The sequence below is a fragment of the Pseudoduganella sp. GW821-FHT11H04 genome (assembly GCF_058807935.1).
In genome coordinates this window covers 63,234-85,108 of sequence record NZ_JBXARE010000012.1, presented here as the reverse complement: position 1 = coordinate 85,108, position 21,875 = coordinate 63,234, and the positions used below count along the sequence as shown (strand labels likewise).

26 protein-coding genes are annotated in these 21,875 nt (G+C 61.3%); 5 read left to right on the top strand and 21 right to left on the bottom strand.

Annotated elements, in window-relative coordinates:
- Positions 1-38: 38 nt before the first annotated feature.
- From AC1RTP_RS22335 to AC1RTP_RS22315, 5 genes are all read right to left on the bottom strand, one after another.
- Entirely contained in the window at positions 39-629 is a 591-nt protein-coding gene (locus tag AC1RTP_RS22335) for a flavin reductase family protein (protein ID WP_498610578.1), read from the bottom strand.
- An 8-nt stretch (positions 630-637) separates the two neighbouring features.
- Positions 638-829: a hypothetical protein gene (locus AC1RTP_RS22330; protein ID WP_498610577.1), complete on the bottom strand. Its 192-nt coding sequence runs from the start codon at positions 827-829 to the stop codon at positions 638-640.
- A 120-nt stretch (positions 830-949) separates the two neighbouring features.
- Entirely contained in the window at positions 950-1,870 is a 921-nt protein-coding gene (locus tag AC1RTP_RS22325; RefSeq protein ID WP_498610575.1) for a class I SAM-dependent methyltransferase, read from the bottom strand.
- 96 nt (positions 1,871-1,966) lie between these two features.
- A complete protein-coding gene (locus tag AC1RTP_RS22320; protein ID WP_498610573.1) occupies positions 1,967-2,644 on the bottom strand; it encodes an ankyrin repeat domain-containing protein in 678 nt (225 codons plus the stop codon).
- Positions 2,644-3,423, bottom strand: a complete 780-nt coding sequence (locus AC1RTP_RS22315; RefSeq protein WP_498610572.1) for a TatD family hydrolase — start codon at positions 3,421-3,423, stop codon at positions 2,644-2,646. Before AC1RTP_RS22315 ends, AC1RTP_RS22320 begins: the two co-directional genes overlap by 1 nt.
- 126 nt (positions 3,424-3,549) lie before the next feature.
- On the opposite strand from AC1RTP_RS22315, the gene AC1RTP_RS22310 reads away from it, so the two are divergent.
- The gene (locus AC1RTP_RS22310) at positions 3,550-3,864 is read left to right on the top strand and encodes a hypothetical protein (protein ID WP_498610570.1); all 315 of its coding nucleotides are present in this window, start codon (positions 3,550-3,552) and stop codon (positions 3,862-3,864) included.
- Position 3,865: 1 nt separating this feature from the next.
- On the opposite strand, the gene AC1RTP_RS22305 is transcribed toward AC1RTP_RS22310, so the two are convergent.
- The 6 genes from AC1RTP_RS22305 to mltG are packed head-to-tail and all read right to left on the bottom strand — an operon-like array spanning position 3,866 to position 8,549.
- On the bottom strand, positions 3,866-5,029 hold the full coding sequence (locus AC1RTP_RS22305; RefSeq protein ID WP_498610568.1) for a tetratricopeptide repeat protein: 1,164 nt from the start codon (positions 5,027-5,029) through the stop codon (positions 3,866-3,868).
- Positions 5,026-5,532: a GNAT family N-acetyltransferase gene (locus AC1RTP_RS22300; RefSeq protein ID WP_498610566.1), complete on the bottom strand. Its 507-nt coding sequence runs from the start codon at positions 5,530-5,532 to the stop codon at positions 5,026-5,028. Before AC1RTP_RS22300 ends, AC1RTP_RS22305 begins: the two co-directional genes overlap by 4 nt.
- A gap of 3 nt (positions 5,533-5,535) precedes the next feature.
- Positions 5,536-5,913 (bottom strand): PilZ domain-containing protein, encoded by a 378-nt coding sequence (locus AC1RTP_RS22295; RefSeq protein WP_498610565.1) that lies wholly within the window; start codon positions 5,911-5,913, stop codon positions 5,536-5,538.
- Positions 5,914-5,925: 12 nt separating this feature from the next.
- Entirely contained in the window at positions 5,926-6,945 is a 1,020-nt protein-coding gene (locus tag AC1RTP_RS22290; protein WP_498610563.1) for a DNA polymerase III subunit delta', read from the bottom strand.
- Complete coding sequence (gene tmk, locus AC1RTP_RS22285; protein WP_498610561.1) at positions 6,942-7,556, bottom strand: dTMP kinase; 615 nt, start codon at positions 7,554-7,556, stop codon at positions 6,942-6,944. Before tmk ends, AC1RTP_RS22290 begins: the two co-directional genes overlap by 4 nt.
- A gap of 3 nt (positions 7,557-7,559) precedes the next feature.
- On the bottom strand, positions 7,560-8,549 hold the full coding sequence (gene mltG, locus AC1RTP_RS22280) for an endolytic transglycosylase MltG (RefSeq protein ID WP_498610559.1): 990 nt from the start codon (positions 8,547-8,549) through the stop codon (positions 7,560-7,562).
- Between the two features lie 105 nt (positions 8,550-8,654).
- Between mltG and ygfZ the strand changes: the two genes are divergently transcribed.
- The 3 genes from ygfZ to AC1RTP_RS22265 are packed head-to-tail and all read left to right on the top strand — an operon-like array spanning position 8,655 to position 10,782.
- A complete protein-coding gene (ygfZ, locus tag AC1RTP_RS22275; protein WP_498610557.1) occupies positions 8,655-9,662 on the top strand; it encodes a CAF17-like 4Fe-4S cluster assembly/insertion protein YgfZ in 1,008 nt (335 codons plus the stop codon).
- A 2-nt stretch (positions 9,663-9,664) separates the two neighbouring features.
- Positions 9,665-9,955, top strand: coding sequence for a DUF4936 family protein (locus AC1RTP_RS22270; RefSeq protein ID WP_498610555.1), 291 nt, complete (start codon positions 9,665-9,667; stop codon positions 9,953-9,955).
- A complete protein-coding gene (locus tag AC1RTP_RS22265; RefSeq protein WP_498610554.1) occupies positions 9,946-10,782 on the top strand; it encodes an NRDE family protein in 837 nt (278 codons plus the stop codon). Before AC1RTP_RS22270 ends, AC1RTP_RS22265 begins: the two co-directional genes overlap by 10 nt.
- Here AC1RTP_RS22265 and AC1RTP_RS22260 read toward each other — a convergent pair.
- The 7 genes from AC1RTP_RS22260 to AC1RTP_RS22230 are packed head-to-tail and all read right to left on the bottom strand — an operon-like array spanning position 10,779 to position 17,176.
- Positions 10,779-11,036 (bottom strand): hypothetical protein, encoded by a 258-nt coding sequence (locus tag AC1RTP_RS22260; RefSeq protein ID WP_498610552.1) that lies wholly within the window; start codon positions 11,034-11,036, stop codon positions 10,779-10,781. The genes AC1RTP_RS22265 and AC1RTP_RS22260 overlap by 4 nt on opposite strands.
- Before the next feature lie 9 nt (positions 11,037-11,045).
- A complete protein-coding gene (locus AC1RTP_RS22255) occupies positions 11,046-11,468 on the bottom strand; it encodes a GNAT family N-acetyltransferase (protein WP_498610551.1) in 423 nt (140 codons plus the stop codon).
- Between the two features lie 13 nt (positions 11,469-11,481).
- Positions 11,482-12,378 carry an SDR family oxidoreductase gene (locus AC1RTP_RS22250; protein ID WP_498610549.1) on the bottom strand — a complete coding sequence of 299 codons (897 nt, stop codon included), beginning with the start codon at positions 12,376-12,378 and terminating at the stop codon, positions 11,482-11,484.
- 4 nt (positions 12,379-12,382) lie between these two features.
- Positions 12,383-13,378: an NADP-dependent oxidoreductase gene (locus tag AC1RTP_RS22245; protein WP_498610547.1), complete on the bottom strand. Its 996-nt coding sequence runs from the start codon at positions 13,376-13,378 to the stop codon at positions 12,383-12,385.
- Positions 13,379-13,387: 9 nt separating this feature from the next.
- The gene (locus tag AC1RTP_RS22240; protein WP_498610545.1) at positions 13,388-14,173 is read right to left on the bottom strand and encodes an SDR family oxidoreductase; all 786 of its coding nucleotides are present in this window, start codon (positions 14,171-14,173) and stop codon (positions 13,388-13,390) included.
- A gap of 16 nt (positions 14,174-14,189) precedes the next feature.
- A complete protein-coding gene (locus tag AC1RTP_RS22235; protein WP_498610543.1) occupies positions 14,190-15,998 on the bottom strand; it encodes an acyl-CoA dehydrogenase in 1,809 nt (602 codons plus the stop codon).
- Positions 15,998-17,176, bottom strand: coding sequence for an acetyl-CoA C-acyltransferase (locus AC1RTP_RS22230; RefSeq protein WP_498610541.1), 1,179 nt, complete (start codon positions 17,174-17,176; stop codon positions 15,998-16,000). The genes AC1RTP_RS22235 and AC1RTP_RS22230 overlap by 1 nt, the downstream gene beginning before the upstream one ends.
- Before the next feature lie 186 nt (positions 17,177-17,362).
- Here AC1RTP_RS22230 and AC1RTP_RS22225 point away from each other — a divergent pair, with 186 nt between their 5' ends.
- Positions 17,363-19,066 carry an MFS transporter gene (locus AC1RTP_RS22225; RefSeq protein WP_498610540.1) on the top strand — a complete coding sequence of 568 codons (1,704 nt, stop codon included), beginning with the start codon at positions 17,363-17,365 and terminating at the stop codon, positions 19,064-19,066.
- Positions 19,067-19,120: 54 nt separating this feature from the next.
- On the opposite strand, the gene AC1RTP_RS22220 is transcribed toward AC1RTP_RS22225, so the two are convergent.
- The 3 genes from AC1RTP_RS22220 to nadA form a co-directional block, all read right to left on the bottom strand.
- Complete coding sequence (locus AC1RTP_RS22220; protein WP_498610538.1) at positions 19,121-19,624, bottom strand: hypothetical protein; 504 nt, start codon at positions 19,622-19,624, stop codon at positions 19,121-19,123.
- Positions 19,625-19,880: 256 nt separating this feature from the next.
- A complete protein-coding gene (gene nadC / locus AC1RTP_RS22215) occupies positions 19,881-20,747 on the bottom strand; it encodes a carboxylating nicotinate-nucleotide diphosphorylase (RefSeq protein ID WP_498610536.1) in 867 nt (288 codons plus the stop codon).
- Positions 20,744-21,874 (bottom strand): quinolinate synthase NadA, encoded by a 1,131-nt coding sequence (gene nadA, locus AC1RTP_RS22210; RefSeq protein WP_498610681.1) that lies wholly within the window; start codon positions 21,872-21,874, stop codon positions 20,744-20,746. Before nadA ends, nadC begins: the two co-directional genes overlap by 4 nt.
- Position 21,875: the final 1 nt, after the last annotated feature.

Sequence of the window (21,875 nt, the reverse complement as noted above, 5' to 3'; positions counted from 1 at the left end):
GTAACAGGAGTGCGAAGATTGGGCGACTCAACAAGAAATCAAGAGAGAGGTTTCGCCTTTATCATCGCACTTGCACGGGCAAAGTTTCCTGCACCCAGGTGGTGCAAGGTATGGAGGTCGGCATTGTCCTCGCAGAAGGACCAATGTCCGTTCGAAAATACGCGCTCGTCGGCGGCCGCCGCGACCACTTCGGCAAAGCAAGTGTCGTAGGCCTCTTCAGTGTGGCGCTCGGGGATCAGGCGGCATTCGAGCCAGGCCACGCAGCCCGCTGCGACCAAGGGAACGCCGGTCTGCGCGCCCGGCGCCGAGGCAATGTTAAAGCGGCTGAATTTATCGGCGTCGCGGCCGCTGGAGGTGCCGACGGCGTAGGTCAGGTCGGCGGCAGCGGCGCCGGGGATGCAGATGGCAAACACGCCGCTGGCGGCAATCAGTTCACGGCTGAGTGTGCTTTTGTCGATGACGATGGCGACGCGTGGCGGTGTGAATTCCACGGGCATGGACCAGGCGGCGGCCATAATGTTACGGCGCCCCCCATGGGCGCTGGTGACGAGGACGGTGGGCCCATGATTAACCAGTCGGCTGGCGTGATTAAGCGCGACGGGCTTGAAGTGTTCGAATGGCTGAGTCATGCGCCATTCTAGCGCCCTCCAAGCACTCGTGCTGGCAGCAGGACAATTGCCCGCAAGAGTTCGAATACGGCTTCGACACCAATGCCGAGCAGGCGGAATGGCAGCAGCATCAGCCAGACGATCGGGTAAAGCACCAGGGCCAGCAAGGCCAGGGGCCAGCACAGGAACAGCAACACGAGCCAAAGTAAGAAGCCGAACATCTCAATACCTCCGATTGAAGATGTGGCAACTTTAAAGCGGACGTCCACCCCGGACAACGGACATGCGACCAAATGCCGTACAAGGCGACAAATTGCCGAAATCCGGGGATGGGCGGAGGCTTAGGCGGCGAAGGCTGGCAACGCCGGGCTGGCGGTAGTTTCGCGCAGCGCTACGGCGCGCATGGTCGCCTGCAGGGACTGGATCTGGGCGCCCGCGCGGTAAGCAAAGCTCACCTGGACGGTTTCGCCGGTGCTCAGATTGATCGGCTCCGCCAGCGGCAGGGTCATATAGTGGTTGAGCCAGTCGATGGTGCTGTTGCGCTCCGGGACCACGGCCAGTATGTTCTTGGTGATGAAACGCAGCGCGTTCAACTGGCCATCACGCTCGGCGGTGAACTGCCCTTCCCAGCGGTAAACCATATCATTCGGCTGGGTGAAATCAATCAGCGAGTAGACCTGCGGCTGGCTTAACTCGACAGTACCGTTCTGGATCTGGCCGGGCTGCTGGAATTGCACGATTGGGGCGATAAAGCCATCAAATTCGTATTCCTGCTGCACCGGCTGGACGGCCATCAGGACAGCCTCCGGCATAAACACCGGCAGCGGGCCGCCGAAACGCTCGAGGTAGCGCTGCTTGAAGTGCTCGATCACCTCGACCTGCTTTTCGCGCAACATGGCGACGTGGATCATTTCGCAGATGACCAGGTCCACCGGTTCCGGCGGCAGGTATTCGAAGGCGTCGGCATGGATGACCTCGACGCGCTCGCCATGCTTGTTCATGACCAGGAATTTACGGGCTTCCTGCACCATGTCCGGGTTGAACTCCACGCAGTAAACCTTGCTTGCCTTCTGCGCTGCGAAGAAAGACAGCACGCCGGTACCGCCGCCAAGCTCGAGCACCTTCATGCCTGGCTTCACGACGTAATCGATGGCCGCCTTGAAGTTGTGCATGCGGTTGGCATCCATCAGCATATTGTGGTGGTAATGGACCGGGATGAACTGGCCAAGGTAGCAGCTTTCGATTTCGCGTTCATTCAGCATGGCGGTGGCGCGGCAAAGCGCAGTGGGTTTTCGACGATTGAATTGTCGCCCCAACTGGCTTGCGCCATTTGCACGATATGAAAGGGAAATACGGCTCTATTTACGGCCGGGATAGCGGCGGATCTGCTCGGCGATCCATGGTTTTTGGGCGCGCATGGCGAATTCGGCCGCATTTTCTTTCCAGGCGCGGTCTTTCAGGGAGGCGTCGGCCCCCTCTTCCAGCAACAGCTGGACAGCTTCTTCCTGGCCTTCGCGGGCGGCCAGCATCAGGGGCGTCGTACCAGTCGGCGACCCTGCGTCGATGTAAGCGGAGCGGTCGAGCAGCAGCTTCATGATGCCGAGATCGCCGGCAGCGGCGGCGTAATGCAAAGCGGTCCAGCCGGGGCGATTGACCTGGGCTCCTTTAGCCAGCATTGTCAGAACGGCATTCTTGTTTTTTTGAAAAGCCGCCATCATCAGGGCGGTGTTGCCGTTCGGGGCTTGTTCGTCGATTTTCAGCTTGGGATGGGCCAGCAGCAGGTTGGCGATCTTCATCGCGTCATAGCGCATGGCGACAATCAGGCCGGTTTCGCCGCGGCCAGGTTCGCGAACGTTCGGATCGAGGCCCCGGGCCAGGACGGCTTTCACGGCAACATCGTCATCCAGCTGGATGGCGCGGAAGAAAGTGACTGCGTCGGCTTCCGCATCCGTTGCGGCGTACGCCGCCGTGGGCACGGAGGCCAGCGCCAGCGCGGCGCTGGCCATCAGGGCGAGTACTGCGCGGCGCTTCAGCATCAGGCGGCTGCCTTAAACAGTTCGAAGAAGTTGGCGCTGGTTTGCTCGGCGACCTGCTCGACCGAAACGCCCTTCAGTTTCGCGATGAACTCTGCCACATGAGCGACATAGCCCGGCTCATTCATTCTGCCGCGATATGGCACGGGCGCCAGGTATGGCGAGTCTGTTTCGATCAGCATGCGTTCGAGCGGCACTTCCAGCGCTACGGCTTGCAGTTCTTTGGCGCTCTTGAAGGTAACGATGCCGGAGAAAGAGATGTAGAAGCCCTGCTCCATCGAGGCGCGCGCGACTTCCAGCGATTCGGTGAAGCAGTGCATGACGCCGGCTACGCCGCCTTTATCGGTGCCGGCGCCCTCTTCGCGCATGATGCGGATGGTGTCTTCCGAGGCTGACCGGGTGTGGATGATCAGCGGCTTGCGGGTCTCACGCGAGGCGCGGATGTGGGTGCGGAAGCGCTCGCGCTGCCATTCCAGGTCGCCTTCCAGGCGGTAGTAGTCGAGGCCGGTCTCGCCGATGGCGACGATCTTGGGGTGCTTTGCCAGCTCGACCAGTTGCTCCACGGTCGGCTCCGGCGTGTCTTCATAATCCGGGTGGACGCCAACGGAGGCAAAGATGTGCGGATATTGCTCGGCCAGCGCCAGGACGCGCGGGAAATCAGGCAAGTCTACCGACACGCAAAGCGCATGGCTGACTTTGTTTTCCGCCATCTTGGCGAGGATTTCAGGCATCCGGGCGGACAGCTCCGGAAAGTCGATATGGCAGTGGGAATCAATAAACATCCCGGCATTGTATACCGGCCGGGCCAAGCCTGTTTTTTTTGAACTTTTCCGGATAAACCCTGTCCAAGGTCAAAACCGCCTGGCAGTCGCTAGGCCAAAGTAGCGAAATAGCGAAGCGGAGGCGGCATGGATATCGAGGAACGTATGTCGAAAGCCGAGGCAGAAATTGCCGCACTAAAAGAAACTCAGTGCCTCCTGTTACAAGGGCAGGCCGAGTTGCGCGCATCGATGGAGCGCGGCTTTGCAGAACAACGCGCTGCGATGACCGAATTGCGGGGCAGCATGGAACGAGGTTTTGCAGAGGAGCGCGAGACGCGCGAGCGCGCGATCAGCGAACTACGTCAGGAAATGCAGCGCGGATTCCGCTGGACCTTCAGCGCCTTGCTTTCCATCTTGGCACTGATACTCGGAATTATCGCGCGTCTGGCCGGCGCCTGGTGAATCAGGGGCGCAACTCGAACTGCGTGATGAATTGCCTTACGCCGTCAGGATTCGCCGCTTTCCAGGCTTCGAGCTCTGGGCGGTATGCTTCCCGGTACATCAGGAGCATGACGCCTACATTCAAAAAGCCTTCCTGATCCAGTTTTCGGAGGATCTTCAAGTCCGGCAGTGTCAGCTCAAGCTTCTGGTTGCGCTCCATATCGGCAGCAACTTCCATGGCAGCCTTCCAGCAAGCGTAATCGCGCTCGAATGGCGTCCCCTTGGTCTCGTTGCGTCCTTCAAGTACTTCTTGCAACGCGAAGGTAAGCCAGACGGAGTAGTCCGCGCTTTCCTTGGATTTATCGGTGTTGAACATCCGTGCCGTTTCTACCGTCACGGAATCCCCCTCACGGCTGGCCCTCACGCGGCGCTGGATATTCAGGCTTGTCAGCGGCTTGCCACCCGCCTTACGCAATTGGTCAATCCGATCCCAATTGCCCTTCTGGTTTGGCATTGCGGCTACGGCCTGGATTGCCGCATGCACGGTGCCGACATAATCATCCAGACGAGAGCGCGCGTCGGCCAGGAAGCGCCATGCCTGCGCATTCAGTGGCTCAATTTCTGCGGCGCGCTGGAACAGGAATTCTGCAGCAGTCCAGTTCTTTTCAACGAAATAGGCATCACCTTCCATCACAAAGGCAGGAGAAAACTTCGGATCAATCTGCTGCACTTCACGATATTTGGCCCGGGCTTGCTCATATTTCCCCTGATGGAATAAGGCTTCGCCTTCCCTGAACATGGAAGCACCTCGGGCCGAGGGTTCGTTCAATGGCGGCTCTCCCTCATCGTTAAGGCCGCGCATCACCTCATTTGCCAGAGGATCGGAATTGTCCAGCTCAAGCGCTTTCTGCGCCCAAGCGGCAGCCTCCATACGCTGTTTTTCCGCTTCGGGCCGCTTATCACCCGCCACCAAGGAAAACAGCATGAAGGACAGGGAGGAATAGGGGGAGGAGGCCTTGGGGGAGGCTTCACTAGCCGCCTTGAACTTTGCAATGGCGTCCTGGTACTGTCCCTGAGTCGCGAGGGCCTGACCTTCCTTTACCAGGCGCTGTGTCGCTTCATTCCCGAGTATGTCGGCGTGGGCAGCCTGCATTGCCAGCAGCAATACCGTGGCCAGCCACTTCATGCGACGCGCTTGCCGAGGATGATCAGGTCGCGCTCAATGCCGTCGAGGTTGGCGACGCGCGGGAGATTGGCCCAGGTTTCGAAGCCAAACTTTTCGAACAGCGCCAGCGATGGCTTGTTGTGGCCAAAGATGAAACCGAGCACGGTGTGCACATTGACCTGCGGCGCGAAATCGATGGCTTCCTGCAGTGCGTAGCGGCCAACGCCTTTGCCGCGCCAGGCTTCGTCGATATAGATTGAGACTTCAGCGGTGCCGGAATAAGCCGGGCGGCCGTAGAAGTTGGAGTAGGAAATCCAGCCGATGATGCCGTCACAGTCGGCTTCTTCAATCACCCACAACGGACGGCGGCCAGGCTGGTGATCGTGGAACCATGGCAAGCGTGATTGGACCGATACCGGCTCGGTATCGGCCGTCACTTCACGCGAGGCGATCGTGCTGTTGTAGATGGCGACGATGGTCGGCAGGTCGTCAAGCGTGGCAAGGCGGTGGCGGAACTTCGTCATCAATCAAAGCGTGTGTGTGGCGCGGGACGAGCGCAGAGCGGCGCCCAGGATTTCTTCGATTCGCAGGCGGGTACGGGTGCCGGTTTCGTCTTCCGGGAAATGCACGCCGATGCCCTGGGTCTTGTTATTGGCTGCGCCCGTCGGAGTGATCCAGACTACCTTGCCGGCGATCGCGTACTTATTTGGATCGTCCATCAGGGTCAGCAACAGATAAATTTCGTCACCAATCTTGTATGGCTTTTGGGTCGGCACGAACATGCCGCCATTTTTCAAGAACGGCATATAGGCCGCGTACAGGGCAGCCTTTTCCTTGATTGCCAGTGACAGTACCGTCGGCCGGTTGATGGCGACGGCGCTCGGATCGGTAGGGCTTGCGCTCATTTTTTCCTTTCTTCAGCTACAGCAAGCAGTGTAGTCAAGAAGCATATCTTCAATAAACAATTTCGGCGAGAGTGGGTGATCGGAGGTCGCGCGGCGCTCATTGGCGCCCTTGATCGCTCCCATCAGGCGGCTGATATTCACCTTGTCCGCCAGTCCAGCCAGCTCACGCTGGTAACGTGGATAATAACGGATGTTTCCTGCAAGTTTGTACGAAAACAGGTCATAAAGCCAGCGCTGTTGCCACGATACCAATGCAGTCAAAGGTACTTTCTGCAATTTATCGGCAGTTTTCAAAGCTCCTTCCACGCTCGGGCGGGCCAGGTACTGCAAGAATACGTCCAATTCCTCGCGATTGCCTGTTTCGGAGGCAGCTGCCGCCGACAACGGCGAGCCGCCCTGCTCGCGCAGCCAACTGTCGGGATCCGGGACGCCTTGCTGCTTGAGCCAGGCTAGCGCCTCGTCATGGGCCGGCATCGGCATGGCGAACTTGCGGCAGCGCGACAGAATAGTCGGCAGCACGCGGTCCAGGCCATTCGACGACAGCAGGAAGACGGTGCCAGGCGGCGGTTCTTCCAACGTTTTCAGCAAGGCGTTCGAGGCCGGCATATTCAGAGCCTCGGCCGGGTATAGCACGACCACACGCAGACCCTGGCGGTGGGTCGAAATATTCATGAAATCCGACAGTGCGCGAATCTGCTCAATCTTGATCTCTTTCGAAGGCGCCTTCTTGGCGGCTTTCTTGTCTTCGCCCTCCTCGCCCTCGCCCGGCTCGTCTTCCATCACTTCAGGACGCACGCGGCGGTAGTCCGGATGGCTGTGCTGGAGGAACCAGCCGCAGCTTGGGCATTCGCCGCAAGCGTGACCGTCCGGACGAGCGTTCTCACACAGCAGGGCCTGGGCGAACTGCTCGATGAAGTCAGCCTTGCCGATACCCGCTGCGCCATGGAAGAGGATCGCATGGGGCATGCGCTGGCGCAGCGTTTGCAGCTGCTGCCAGGCGCTTTCCTGCCATGGATAGATTTGCGCGCTCACTCGAGCGCTCCGATAATTTGCGCGAGTTCAGCCTGGATATCGGCGATGCTGCGCGTGGAGTCAATCACGCGGAAACGATGCGGCGCTTCGGCGGCGCGGCGCAGGTATTCGGCGCGAGTGGCCATGAAGAAATCAGCTTTTTCGCGTTCGAAACGGTCCAGGTCGCGGGTGGCGTCCAGGCGGGCGCGCGCCACTTCCAGCGGCACGTCGAACAGGATGGTCAGGTCAGGCTCCAGGTCGGGGTGCACCCAATGCGCCAGGATCTCCAGCTTTTCACGGCTCAGGCCACGGCCCCCGCCCTGGTAGGCGAAGCTGGCATCGGTAAACCGGTCGGAAATCACCCAAGCGCCGCGCGCCAGGCCCGGTTCAATCACCTGGGCCACGTGTTCGCGCCGGCTGGCAAAGACCAGCAGGGTTTCAGTTTCCACGTGCATGGCTTCATGCAACCACAGCTCCCGCAGTTTCTCGCCAAGCGGGGTGCCGCCAGGTTCACGGGAGCTGACGAGTTCCAGGCCGCGCGCCTTGACCAATTCGCCTACGAACTGGATATGGGTCGATTTGCCGGCACCGTCGATGCCTTCGAATGTGATGAATTTGCCGCGCTTAGTCATTCTTTATTGTTTTTGGTACTGGTTGACCGCCCGGTTGTGGTCGGTCAGGTTATCGGAGAACTGGCTGGTGCCATTGCCACGCGCCACAAAGTACAACGCGCCGGATTTTGCCGGGTCCAGTGCGGCCGTCAGCGATGCTACGCCAGGCAGCGAAATCGGCGTCGGCGGCAGGCCCAGCCGGGTATAGGTATTGTAGGGCGTATCGGTTTCCAGGTCCTTTTTGCGGATATTGCCGTCGAACTTGGGGCCGATACCGTAGATCACGGTCGGATCGGTCTGGAGCAGCATGCCAACCTTGAGGCGGTTCACGAACACGGCCGCAATCATCTTGCGCTCGGACTTCTGGCCGGTCTCCTTTTCGACAATGGAGGCCATGGTCAGGGCTTCGTACGGGGTTTTATATGGCAGACCCGAGACCCGTTTTTCCCAGGCTTCACCCAGGCGCTTCATCAGCATGGTGTGGGCCTGGCGGTAAATCGCTAGTTCGCTGGAATTCTTGGCAAACAAGTAGGTATCGGGGAAGAACAGGCCTTCCGGGTCCTTGAAGTCGGGATCGATACGCTCCATCAGCTCGCGGTCGCTCAGCTCAGCGGTATCGTGCTTGAGGCCGGTATGCGCGGCGATGGCCTGGCGCATCTGGCGGAAAGTCCAGCCTTCGATGATGGTCAGCGATTCCTGGGCAAATTCGCCGCGCACCAGCTGGTCGATCAGGCGCAACGGGGTTGTGCCAGGTTTGAGTTCGTACGTGCCAGCTTTGAGCTGGCTGCTCTTGCCGGTCGCGCGTGTGAGTACGTTAAACATCAGCGGCTGGATCGGCACACCGGCGGCGGCAATCTGCTGGCCGGCAGCGCTAGCGCCACTGCCCTTGCTGATAGTGAATTCAATAGCCGGTTCCTGGCTGATGACAGGCTGACCTGCCCACCAGGCAAAACCGCCCACAGCGCCAGCTACGGCCAAAACACCCAGTCCAATCGTCTTGCTTAAAAACGCCATTTAGAATGCCTGTTCGATAAATTCCGGACACCCGGCGCAAATTTCGCGGGATCACTATAATGAAGCCCGTAATGATAATGCCTCACCGTCAGGATATGTGAATTTATGAATAACTGGAATCAAGTTTTGACACAGGAACAAGAAATCCTGGCCCCAACCCAGCTGGCGACCGGCTTCGTCGCGCCGCTGAGCGACCAGGGCCTGATCGCCTTCACCGGCGAAGAATCGGCCAGTTTCCTGCACAGCCAGTTGACCAATGATGTAGAGCACCTGGGCCTCGGCGACGTGCGCTTGGCCGGCTATTGCTCGCCCAAGGGGCGCATGCTGGCGTCCTTCCTGATGTGGCGGACCGAAGAGTCGATCTTCCTGCAGCTGCCGCGCGCGATCCAGCCACCAGTGCAGAAACGTTTGCAAATGTTTATTTTGCGCGCCAAGACGAAGCCGGCCGACGTGACGGACCAGTACGTGACGCTGGGAATCGGCGGCGCGGATGCCGAGTCGGTGCTGCAGAACTGGTTCGATGTGTTGCCGGCCAAGCCGTTCAGCAAGATTGATCATGCGCTCGGCACCGTGCTGCGCGTAGCCGATGCGTTTGGTGCGCCGCGCTACCTTTGGCTGGTTTCGGCCGAGACTGCGTCTGTTGCGGCGCCCGTGCTGAAAGAGCGCCTGGCCGTGGGCGGCGATGAGGCCTGGCGCCTGTCGGAGATCCATGCCGGTGTCCCGCAAGTCGGCCCAGGCACCCAGGAACAATTCGTGCCGCAGATGGTGAATTTCGAGCTGCTGGGCGGCGTCAATTTCAAAAAAGGCTGCTATCCAGGCCAGGAAATCGTGGCGCGCAGCCAGTACCTGGGCAAACTGAAGCGCCGAACCGCGCTCGTTTCGATTGCCGATGCAGCGGTGACGCCGGGCGCGGAAGTGTTTTCGCCTGCCGATCCCGAGCAGCCATGCGGCATGGTGGTTAATACGGCGCCCAACGGCGCGGGCGGCGTTGACGCATTGGTGGAAATGAAGCTGGACGCGCTGGAGGCAGGCGATGTGCGCTTTGGATCGGCCAGCGGACCGGCTTTGCAGTTCAAGCCCCTGCCCTACGCGCTGGACAAGCTCGACGTCTGACCATGGACTTCTACGTGTATTACAAGGTGCAGGCCGCGCATGCGGCTGGCCTGCAGGAGGCCGTTATCGCCATGCAGTCGGCATTGTCAACGGCGCACGGTATTGCGCCGCAGCTCAAACGACGCCCGCAGGCGGCTGAGGACGTGCAGACCTGGATGGAGGTTTATCCAGCGGTCGGCGGCGAGGCGTTTCTGGCCTCGCTCGACGCGGCCGTAGCGCGAGCTGGGCTGGCGCAGTGGATCGAGGGTCCGCGCCATATAGAGATTTTTGAGGACTTGCCGCCATGTGCCTGATCGTTTTTGCCTGGCAGGTAGTGCCGGGGGTGCCGCTGATTGCGGCCGCCAACCGCGATGAATTCTATGACCGCGACACAACACCGGCCGCCCCTTGGGCCGATGCGCCGCACATTTACGCGGGCCGCGATCTGAAAGCCGGCGGCAGCTGGATGGGCATCACGCGCCCAACGGCGGCCAGCGAGGCTGCGGCTGGCGCCCTGCCCGACCTGCGAGCCGAATGCGGCGGTAGCGATGCGCCGAACGGCATGCAGCAGGACCGCTTGGCGGTCGCCGCGCCTTCGCGCTTCGCGGCGATTACTAATGTACGCAATCCGCAGGAACACAACCCGCTGGCGCCTTCACGCGGCCAACTGGTGGCGGATTTCCTCGCGGGTGCGATGTCGGCGCAGGAGTACGTAGCGCTGATCGCGCCGCGTGCGCACGAATACAACGGCTACAACCTGGTCCTTTGCGACGGCAAGGAGCTGGTGTGGTATTCGAACAAGGGAAATGACGATCCGCGTAATGGCCAGCCTTTGGTGCCAGGTATTTATGGCCTGTCGAACGCCCTGCTCGACTCGGCCTGGCCGAAGGTGCTGAAGACGAAGGCGCAATTCGCCAGCTTGCTGTGCCTGGGCGCACCGGAGGATGCTTACTTTGAGATGCTGTCGGACACTGCTCGTGCGCCGGACATGCGACTGCCGGAAACCGGCGTTCCGATTGAGCTGGAACGCCTGCTGTCGGCGGTGAAGATCGAGTCGCCGAACTACGGCACGCGCAGCTCCACCGTCGTCAAGCTATACGCCGACGCACCGGCGGAACTGCACGAAGTACAAATCCGTTAAGGCAGCTGCTCGCGCGTGCAGGTCGGCTTATCCTTGCTTACGCGGGTGCAGGAAATCAAAGTGCGGGTGCCGGTGTCGATGGCGTAGAAATGGGTAGCGCCGTTGGCGCTAGCCGGCGCCGCAGCGGCCGCTGGCCAGGTGACGCTGCTGCCGCCTACCTGGGCCTGCGCGGTCTGGAATGGGCTGACGGAACCAGCCAGGAAGCCTGCGGCAAATACGGCGCAGACGCCGAGCGCGATGATCGAACGTTTCATTTTCAACTCCTAGAATTCGTAGTGCATTTCGATGTGGGCGATGCCTGCTTCGTAGAAGACATCTCCGGCCTTGGCGAAGCCGTGAGCCAGGTAAAAATCCGCCGCGTGAATCTGGGCGCTGAGGACTACTTTCTTGTCGCCGCGATTGCGCGCCTTCTCCATCAAGCCCTGCAAGATAGCGCCGCCGACGCCCTGCCCGCGCGCGCTACCCAATACGGCCATGCGGCCGATATGCCCGTCCGGCAGCAGGCGTCCGGTGCCGAGCGGCTGGCCGTCGGCGCCGTAGGCTACGGCGTGCAGGCAAACAGCGTCGTTCGCGTCCATTTCCAGATCGGCCGGTACATTCTGTTCCCGCACAAAGACTTCCATGCGGATCGGTTTTGCGTCGGCCTGCATCGCGGCCCAATCGCCAAAGCGGAGAGAAGTCGTCATGCCGCGCATTCTCTCACAACATGGAGCGCAAGGTCTCGCGTACTTGCGGCATGGCGGCGTATGGGTCGGCTGGATTGGCCTGCGCCACCATGTCGCGCGCGCGCTGTGCCACGCCGTCCAATGCTTGCGGGTGGGTGAAGATGTAGAACTTGCCGCTGGCGATCGCGTCGAAGGTCAGTTGCGCGACGTCCTGCGCGGACACCTTGCCCGACGTGACGGCCTTGCTCACCATGGCTTGCGCCGCCATCTGGCTGGCGGTTGGTTTGCCTTCCATTGGAGCGTCTTCCGGGCGGTTGCGGTGCGACTGGTGAATGCCGGTCGGGACGAAGTACGGGCACAGTACGGAAGCGCCGATTGGCGCATCCACCAGCCCCAGGTCGTGATAGAGGCTTTCGCTCAGGGCCACCACGGCATGCTTGGATACGTTGTAGACGCCCATCACCGGAGGACAAAGGACGCCGGCCATGGAGGCGGTGTTGACGATGTGGCCTTCGTAATCCGGATCGCGCTTGGCGCATTCGAGCATCAACGGGGTAAAGATGCGCACGCCGTGCACGACGCCGTGCACGTTCACGCCCATCACCCAATCCCAGTCGGCTTCGCTGGCTTCCCACAGCAGGCCGCCGAAGCCGACGCCCGCGTTGTTGAAGAGAAGGTGCACGGCGCCGAATTCGCGCATGCCGGTATCGGCCAAGGCCTGTACTTCGGTCGCTTTGCGAACATCGCAGCGCTGGCCGACTACCTGGGCGCCGGAAGCTCGCAATTCAGCCACTGTGGCATCGAGCGCGTCCTGCTGGACGTCCGCCAGCACCAGTTTCATGCCCAGCGCGTGAGCTTTCAGCGCAAATTCGCGGCCAAAGCCGCTGGCGCCACCGGTGATTACTGCAACCTTGCCCTGGAAATTTTTCATTGATTTAGATGAGTTTCACAAGTTGTTTGCCGAAGTTTTGGCCTTGCAGCAGGCCGATAAGGGCTTCCGGCGCGGAGGCCAGGCCCTGGGAAATGGTTTCACGGTATTTCAGCTTGCCCGCAGCGACCAGCCGGCCCATTTCGGTCAAGCCCTGCGGCCAGCGGTCCATATGCTCGGTGACGATGAAACCGCGCAGCGCGATGCGGTTCAGCAGCAGTTTCTTGGCATTGCGGATCGGGATTTCGGCGCCGGTGTAGCCGGCAAGCAGGCCGCACAAGGCCACTCGGGCGAAGGCATTGGTACGACCAAGCGCGGTATCGAATACTTCGCCGCCCACATTTTCGAAAATCGCGTCGATGCCGTTCGGCGTGGCGGCGGCCAGGTCGGCTTTCAGGTTGCCGGCCTTGTAGTCAACGCAGGCGTCGAAGCCCAACTCATCCACCACATAGTCGCACTTCGCTTTGCCGCCGGCGATGCCGACCGCGCGGCAGCCTGCCAGCTTCGCCAATTGGCCGACAGCGCTGCCCACCGCGCCGCTGGCGGCGGAAACCACCACCGTCTCGCCCAGCGTCGGTCGCAGGATTTCGTGCATGCCGTACCAGGCGGTCATGCCTGGCATGCCGACAACGCCAAGATGGGCCGAGGCCGGAATGGCGCCGGCGTCGATCTTGCGCAGGTCTACCCCGTCGGAGACACCCATCTCGGCCCAGCCGAACATGCCGGCCACGAACTCACCGACAGCGAAGTCGGGGTTAAGCGATTCAATCACTTCGCCGACGGTACCGCCGATCATGGTCTGGTCCAGCGGCTGCGGCGTGGCGTAGCTTTTCGCTTCGCTCATGCGGCCGCGCATATACGGATCCAGCGACAGGTAATGGTTACGCACCAGCAGCTGGCCCTCGGCCAGTGCCGGTACTTCCACTTCCTCGAGCCGGAAATTCTCCGGCACGACTACGCCGCGCGGGCGCGAGGCCAGCACGATGCGTTGATACTTGGTCATGCAAACTCCTTAGACTGCCGAGACCCCGCCATCGACGGCAAGGACCTGGCCAGTGATGTGCCGGCCGGCATCGGAGGCGAACAGCGCTACCGCACCCTTCAAGTCCTCCTCGCCGCCCAGGCGCTGCAGCGGCGCTGCCGCCGTCAGCTTCTCTTCGCCTATGGCCTTGATCACGCCGGCGCTGATTTTCGACGGGAAGAAACCCGGCGCCAGCGCGTTGACGTTGATGCCGTACTCGCCCCACTCGCCAGCGAGTGTGCGGGTGAAGTTGATCAAGGCCGCCTTGGACGTATTGTAAGCGACAGTCTTCATGGTCCCAGGGCTGTTGCCCGCCAGGCCGGCGATCGATGCGATATTGATAATGCGGCCGGAGCGGCGCGGGATCATCGAGCGCTTCCCCACGGCTTGCGACAGGAGGAAGATGCTGCGCACGTTCAGGTTCATGACTTTGTCCCATGCTTCCAGTGGGTAGTCTTCGGCTGGCGCGCCCCAGGTGGCGCCGGCGTTGTTGACCAGGATGTCGATGTGGCCGCCCAACGCATTAAGCGCAGCGTCGACCAGCGGGTCGATGGCTGATTCCTTGCCCAGGTCGGCCGCGATGGCGATGGCTTCTACGCCGTTTTCTTTCAGCAGCGCGGCTGCTTCATCGAGGTCGGCCTGCTTGCGTGAAGTGATGACCAGTTTGGCGCCCAATTCGCCGAGCGCCAGCGCCATTTGCAGTCCTAAGCCGCGTGAGCCGCCTGTCACCAGCGCGGTTTTGCCTTTGAGGTCGAACAGTTCCTGGGTGGTGCGCATCAATGTCTCCTGATTATTAAAACCATGCGTCCTGCATGTCGAGTGTTGTAGTGTCGAGGGCGGCCAGCAAATCCAGCTGCGGCTGGATCTTGGGCAATTCCCATTGGTAGAAATAGCGGCAGGCTTGCAGTTTGCCGCGACGGAAATCGTCGTCTTCCGGCAGTTTTTCCACAGCTGCCATAGCTTGCTGGAGCCAGATCCAGGCCACGACCACATGGCCGACGGCTTCCAGGTAGACGGTGGCATTGGCCAGGGTCTTGTTCAGGTCGGGCGCAGCATACAGCGCCTGTGTCACTTGCTCAACGCGGCGCCAGGCGGCGTCGAGGGCGTTGGCGTGCGCGAGCAATTGGCGGGCGTTCGCTCCGCGCGCGGCGTGGACCGTGGCACGGATTTCCTCGGCCATGGTCTTAAGGAGCGCGCCGTCGTGAATGCTGGCTTTGCGTCCCAGCAGGTCGAGGCCGTGAATGCCATGCGTGCCTTCGTGAATCTGGTTCAGGCGATTGTCGCGGTAGAACTGCTCGACGTTGTATTCGCGGGTGTAGCCGTAGCCGCCGTGAACCTGGATCGCCAGGCTGTTCGCCTCCAGGCACCATTGCGAGGGCCAGGACTTGGTGATCGGCGTGAGGAACTCCAGCAGGCGGCCGGCGCGCTGGCGGATTTCCGGCGTTTCGCCGGTGTGCTCGTCGTCCACCAGGCGCGCGCTATACAGGCATAGACCCAGCGCGCCTTCCACGTAAGCCTTTTGCGCGAGCAGCATTCGGCGCACGTCGGTGTGGGAGATGATGGGTAATTGCGGCGATGCCGGGTCCTTGGCAGCGGGGTGGCGGCCTTGCGGGCGCTCGCGCGCGTAGCCAAGTGCGTGCAGGTAGCCGGTATATCCAAGGACTGCTGCAGCCAGGCCGACGCCGATGCGCGCCTCGTTCATCATGTGGAACATATTGAGCAAGCCCTGGCCTTCGCGGCCCACCAGGTAGCCAATGGCGCCGGCCCGGCCGGACGGCTGGTGGCGGCCCTCGCCGAAGTTGAGCAGGCAGTTGGTGGTGCCGCGGTTGCCCATCTTGTGGTTCAGGCCCGCCAGCGCGATGTCGTTGCGCTCACCGTTGTCGAGGAATTTGGGTACGATGAACAGCGAGATGCCTTTGACGCCAGCCACCAGCTTCCCGTCCGGCCCGGGTATCTTGGCCAGCACCAGGTGGACGATGTTCTCGGCCAGTTCGTGTTCGCCGGCGGAAATCCACATCTTGTTGCCGGTCAGGCGGTACTGGCCCGACGCTGCGGAGTCGGGCGCGGCGCGCGTAGTGATGTCGGACAGGCTGGAACCCGCCTGCGGCTCGCTCAGGCACATGGTGCCGAACCAGCGCCCTTCCAGCATGGGCCGCACGTAGTGCTCGACCTGCGCGGTGTTGGCGCATTTGAGCAGGGTATTGGCATTGCCGATGGTGAGGAAGGCGTAGCTGGCGGTGGCCATATTGGCGGCGGTGAAGTAGGCGGTGAGCGCCTTTTCCACCGTCAGCGGCAACTGCATGCCGCCCATCGCATAATCCTGGCTGGCAGCCATCAAGCCAGCCTCCGAGAAGGCGTCCAGCGCACGCTTGACTTCGGGGATCACAGTCACGTGCTCACCGTCGAAATGCGGCTCCTGCTGGTCGCTCAGCTTGTTGTGCGGGGCGAACAAGTCTGTCGCGATCTGCTCGGCCGTGTCGAGGGCGGCGCAAAACGTCTCGCGGCTATGGTCGGAAAAGCGCGGACGCGCGGCCATGCCTTCGACGGCCAGCCAGTCGAACAGCATGAACTCGACGTCGCGCCGGTTCAGGATGCGAGACATCACACCACCTCGAACAGGCCCGCAGCGCCCTGACCGCCGCCAATACACATGGTGACCACCACGTACTTGACGCCACGGCGTTTTCCTTCGATCAGCGCGTGCCCGACCATGCGCGCGCCTGATACGCCGTACGGGTGGCCGACTGCAATCGCGCCGCCGTTCACGTTCAGGCGGTCCATCGGAATGCCCAGCTTGTCGGCGCAGTACAGAACCTGCACCGCAAAGGCTTCATTCAATTCCCACAGGCCGATATCTTCCACTTTCAGGCCGGCCTTCTTGAGCAGTTTCGGGACGGCGAACACGGGGCCGATGCCCATTTCGTCCGGCTCGCAGCCAGCGACAGCGAAACCACGGAAAATGCCCAGCGGCTGCAAGCCCTTGGCTGCGGCAGCGCTGTCGCTCATGACGATGGCGCAAGACGCACCGTCGGAGAACTGGCTGGCGTTGCCGGCGGTGATCACGCCGCCCGGTACTGCGGTGCGGATGCCGCGCACCGCTTCGATGGTGGTGTCGGCGCGAATGCCTTCGTCGGCGGAGATGGTGACCTTGCGCGTGCCCAGGGTGCCGGTCGCCTTGTCGGCTACGCCCATGGTGACAGTGATCGGCACAATTTCTGCGTCAAAGCGGCCAGCGGCTTGCGCAGCGGCAGCGCGCTGCTGCGACTGCACGCCGTATTCGTCCTGGCGCTCTTTCGCGATGCCATAGCGCTTGGCCACGATCTCGGCGGTCTGCAGCATCGGCAGGTAGATGGCCGGCTTGTGCTCCTTGAGCCAGACGTCTATATACATGTGCATATTCATTTCCTGCTGCACACAGGAGATCGATTCGATGCCGCCAGCGGCGAAGATGTCACCCTCGCCCGCCAGCACGCGCTGGGCGGCGGTGGCGATGGTTTGCAGGCCCGAGGAGCAGAAGCGGTTGATGGTCATGCCCGGCACGGTGACGGGAGCGCCGGCACGCAGCGCGATCTGGCGCGCGATATTGCCACCGGTGGCGCCTTCCGGGTTGGCGCAGCCCATGATCACGTCCTCGATTTCGCCCGCCTCAATGCCGGCGCGGACGATTGCCGCCTGCAGCACATGACCGCCGAGCGTAGCGCCGTGGGTCATGTTGAAAGCGCCTTTCCAGGACTTGGCCAGGCCGGTGCGGGCGGTCGAAACAATCACTGCGTCGGTCATGAGGGTCTCCTTGGTGAAATAGTCTCAGGCCAGCATAGCACAGCTTTAGCACGGTCGTGCTATAAATTGTTTGCCATGTAAGTTTTGTGTAAGTTTCAAGCAAGCATGACGTAAGGAACAGGGTCCAGACTCCATCCTGCCGTTGAAGCATTTGAAATACAAACTACTATATTGGAGATAAGCATCATGGCAATTAGTTCTGGCACCGCCGACGGGCGGAGCGTTGGCAGCGGTAAATCCGCGCCGATGACCAAGGAAGAGAAGAAAGTCATCTTCGCCTCTTCCCTCGGTACCGTGTTTGAATGGTACGACTTTTATCTATACGGTTCGCTGGCTTCGATCATCGCCAAGCAGTTCTTCGTCGGCGACCCTACCACTTCCTTTATTTTCGCCCTGCTGGCTTTCGCTGCCGGCTTCATTGTGCGTCCTTTCGGCGCTATCGTATTCGGCCGCCTGGGCGACATGATCGGCCGCAAGTACACCTTCCTGGTGACGATCCTGATCATGGGCTTGTCCACCTTTATCGTGGGCCTCTTGCCAAACTACGCCAGCATCGGCATCGCGGCGCCGATCATCCTGGTTGCGCTACGCCTGTTGCAAGGCCTGGCGCTGGGCGGCGAATACGGCGGCGCGGCAACCTATGTGGCGGAACACGCGCCGCACGGCAAACGCGGCTTGTTCACTGCATGGATCCAGACCACCGCCACGCTGGGCTTCTTCCTGTCACTGATGGTGATCCTGGCTTGCCGTACCTCGATGCCGCTGGAAGAGTTTGAAGCCTGGGGCTGGCGCATTCCGTTCCTGGTCTCCGTGGCTCTGTTGGGCATTTCGGTGTGGATTCGCCTGTCCATGAACGAGTCCCCAGCTTTCGCCAAGATGAAGGCCGAGGGCAAGACCTCCAAGGCTCCGCTGAGCGAAGCTTTCGGCCAATGGAAAAACCTGAAAATCGTGATCCTGGCGTTGGTGGGCCTGACCATGGGCCAGGCGGTGGTATGGTACACCGGCCAGTTCTACGCGCTGTTCTTCATGATCCAGACGCTGAAGATGGATATCGCCACCGCGAATATCCTGATCGCCATCGCCTTGGCGCTGGCGACCCCGTTCTTCATCTTCTTCGGCAGCCTGTCGGACAAGATCGGCCGCAAATGGATCATCCTGGGCGGCTGCCTGATCGCCGCTGCGACCTACTTCCCACTGTTCGGCGCGCTGACTCATTACGGCAATCCTGCGCTGGAAGCAGCGATCAAGAATTCGCCAGTGGTGGTGGTGGCTGACCCAGCGTCCTGCCACTTCCAGTTCAATGCGACCGGCGAAAAGAAATTCCCGTCGTCCTGCGATATCGCCACGTCGATGCTGTCGAAGGCGTCGGTGGCCTACACCCGCCAGGACGCGCCTGCCGGCAGCGTGGCCGTTATCAAAGTGGGCGACAAGGAAGTACAGTCGTTCAATGCGACCATGACCGCCGATGGCCTGAACTTCAATGCCGATTCGAAAAAGCTGGAAGGCGCGCTGAAGAAATCTGTGGCTGACACGGTGAAGGCTGCGGGCTATCCAGCCAAGGCAGATCCTGCACAGATCAACAAGCCGATGATGGTGCTGATCCTGTGGATCCTGGTGCTGTACGTAACCATGGTGTACGGACCGATCGCGGCCATGCTGGTGGAACTGTTCCCAACCCGCATCCGCTACACCTCGATGTCGCTGCCATACCATATCGGTAACGGCTGGTTCGGCGGCCTGCTGCCAACCACCGCCTTCGCTCTGGTGGCATTCAAGGGCGACATCTACTACGGCCTGTGGTATCCGATTGTGATTGCCCTGGCGACCCTGGTAATCGGTGCGCTGTTCGTCCGTGAAACGAAAGACAACAACATTTACGCGCAAGACTAAAGGGATCTCAATGCCCCCCTGAAAGCCGCCCTGCCCGGGCGGCTTTTTTATTTCCTAACGACGCTTGCTTGAATGCTCCAGCGCATAAGTGGCGGTACGGTCGATGATGTTGCCGCCGAGGTCGGCAATCTGAGCCGCGAAGCCGGAATCGCCGATGGTTTCGCTGAGCGCGACGAAAGCAATGCCGCCTGCCATGGACAGGGTGTAGTCTTCCAGTTCATCAGGGCGTGGTGGACGCGGCGGGCGCGGCCAGCCTGGCCATTTGATAGGCGGACGCGGCACGGTGCCGCACCAGTCGTCGAGGATGGCTTGCAGGAAGCCTTTGGTGTCGCCTCCCTGCGTGTAGATGGCAGCCGCAGCATCGGTTTGGCGCTGCGCGAGCTCAACGGCGGCAAATTGCGCTGCTTCGAGCCAGGGTGCGGGTTCCGGTTCGGCAGCCAGGGCCGCCAAATGGACCTTCTTGCCAAGCGGGCCGCCGCCGATCACTTCCCATACTTTGGGATTGATGCGGGCGATGATCTTGGCCAGTGTGGAGCTGATGTGCAATAGTTCTGACATGGCGTCTCCTCCAGAACAGTTGGGGTACCGGAGACGCCGGAGCGGCGGCTCCAGCAAAGACTTTACGCTGCAATTCTCCGCACATATTCACGCATTGTCACTGCGGCATACGCGCAACAGTAAGCAAGCTGGACAGGACCACAACGAGAATCAGAGCACCGCTAAAGCCCATAAAACAAGCGCCTCCCACGAGTATCACTCGATGGCAGGCACTTGCTGGTGCTGCGTATTGATTTGGATCGGTATGCGGCCGCGATCAGCCGATGATGCGCAGGGAGAAGTCGGTGGCCTTGATATCTTTGGTCAGGGCGCCGATGGAGATGCGGTGCACGCCGGTTTCGGCGATGGCGCGTACGGTGTCGAAGTTGACGCCACCGGAGGCTTCCAGCAACGCGCGGCCGCCGTTGAGCTGCACGGCTGCGCGCATCATGTCGAGGTTGAAGTTATCGAGCAAAATCGAAACCGCGCCTGCGGACAATGCTTCTTCCAGCTGCTCCAGGGTTTCCACTTCAACCTGGATCGTGACCTTGGCGTCGAGGCGCTTGGCCGCGGCCAGTGCGGCGGTGATGCCGCCGGCTGCTGCGATGTGGTTTTCCTTGATCAGGATGCCATCGTACAGCGCCAAGCGCTGGTTCTGGCCGCCGCCGACACGCACCGCGTACTTCTGCGCCAGGCGCATGCCCGGAATCGTCTTGCGGGTATCGAGGATGGCGGCCGTGGTGCCGGCAATCACGTCAACATAGCGGCGGGTGGCACTCGCCACCCCAGACATCAGCTGCATGAAGTTCAGTGCCGAGCGTTCAGCGGTGAGGATGGCGCGTGCCGGGCCGACAATGGTGCAGACTGGCGAGTCAGCAGCCATCAGGTCGCCTTCCGCGTAGTGCCATTCGATGCCGATCGATGGGTCCAGCGCTTCCATCACGCCTTCAAACCACGGGGCGCCGCATAGCACGGCTTCTTCTCGCACGATCACGCGGGCGGTGGCGCGGCCGTCTTCCGGTACCAGCTTGCCGGTCAGGTCGCCGGTGCCGATATCTTCCATCAGGGCGGCCAGCAGGTTGCGTTCGTACGCGCCCGCCAGCGCATCGTCAAACGGTGCGAATTTATTTTTCAGGGTGCTCATGCGGGACCGATATTCTGGAACAGTTGCGCCTCCTTCGCCAGGTCGGCGCCTGGAGCGATCTTGGCTTTCTTGGCGGCGGCGAAATCAAGCATGCGGTTGATCGAACGCTGCGCCAGCTTGCCGACTTCAGGATCGACGTGGATTTCGTTGTTCATGTTTTCCAGCACGTCGGCCAGGTTGCGCAGGCCATTCATCGCCATCCACGGACAGTGCGCACAGCTCTTGCAGGTGGCGCTGTTGCCGGCAGTCGGCGCTTCGATGAAGGTCTTGCCCGGTGCGGCCATGCGCATCTTGTGCAGGATGCCGTTGTCGGTGGCGACGATGAATTCGGTGTTCGGCAGGCTGACTGCGGCGGCGATCAGCTGCGAGGTGGAACCCACCACGTCGGCCTGGTCGACCACCGCGGCCGGCGATTCAGGGTGCACCAGCACTTTGGCATTTGGGTGCTCGGCCTTGAGCAGGTCCAGTTCGACGCCTTTGAATTCGTCGTGCACCAGGCAGGAGCCCTGCCACAGCAGCATGTCGGCGCCGGTCTGCTTCTGGATGTAGCCGCCCAGGTGCTTGTCTGGCGCCCACAGGATCTTCTTGCCCTGCTCGTGCAGGTGCTTGACGATATCCAGCCCGATCGAGGATGTCACCATCCAGTCGGCGCGCGCTTTGACGGCGGCGCTGGTGTTGGCATACACCACGACGGTGCGGTCCGGGTGCTGGTCGCAGAAGGCGATGAAGTCTTCCGGCGGGCAGCCCAGGTCCAGCGAGCAGGTCGCGTCCAGGTCCGGCATCAGGACGGTCTTTTCCGGGCTCAGTATCTTCGAAGTCTCGCCCATGAATTTGACGCCGGCCACCACCAGGGTCTTGGCCGGATGGTCGCGCCCGAAGCGCGCCATTTCCAGCGAATCGGACACGCAGCCGCCGGTTTCTTCAGCCAGGTCCTGCAGGTCGGCGTCCACGTAGTAGTGGGCCACCAGCACGGCGTTACGCTCGCGCAGCAGGGTCTTGATGCGTTCCTTCAGCAGGATCTTTTCATTGGCCGGCACGGGTGCCGGGGTGCGCGCCCACGCATGGGCCACGCAGCTGCCGCCTTCGACTGGCTTCTCGAATTCGACAGTCTTGATCGGAGTTTCAATC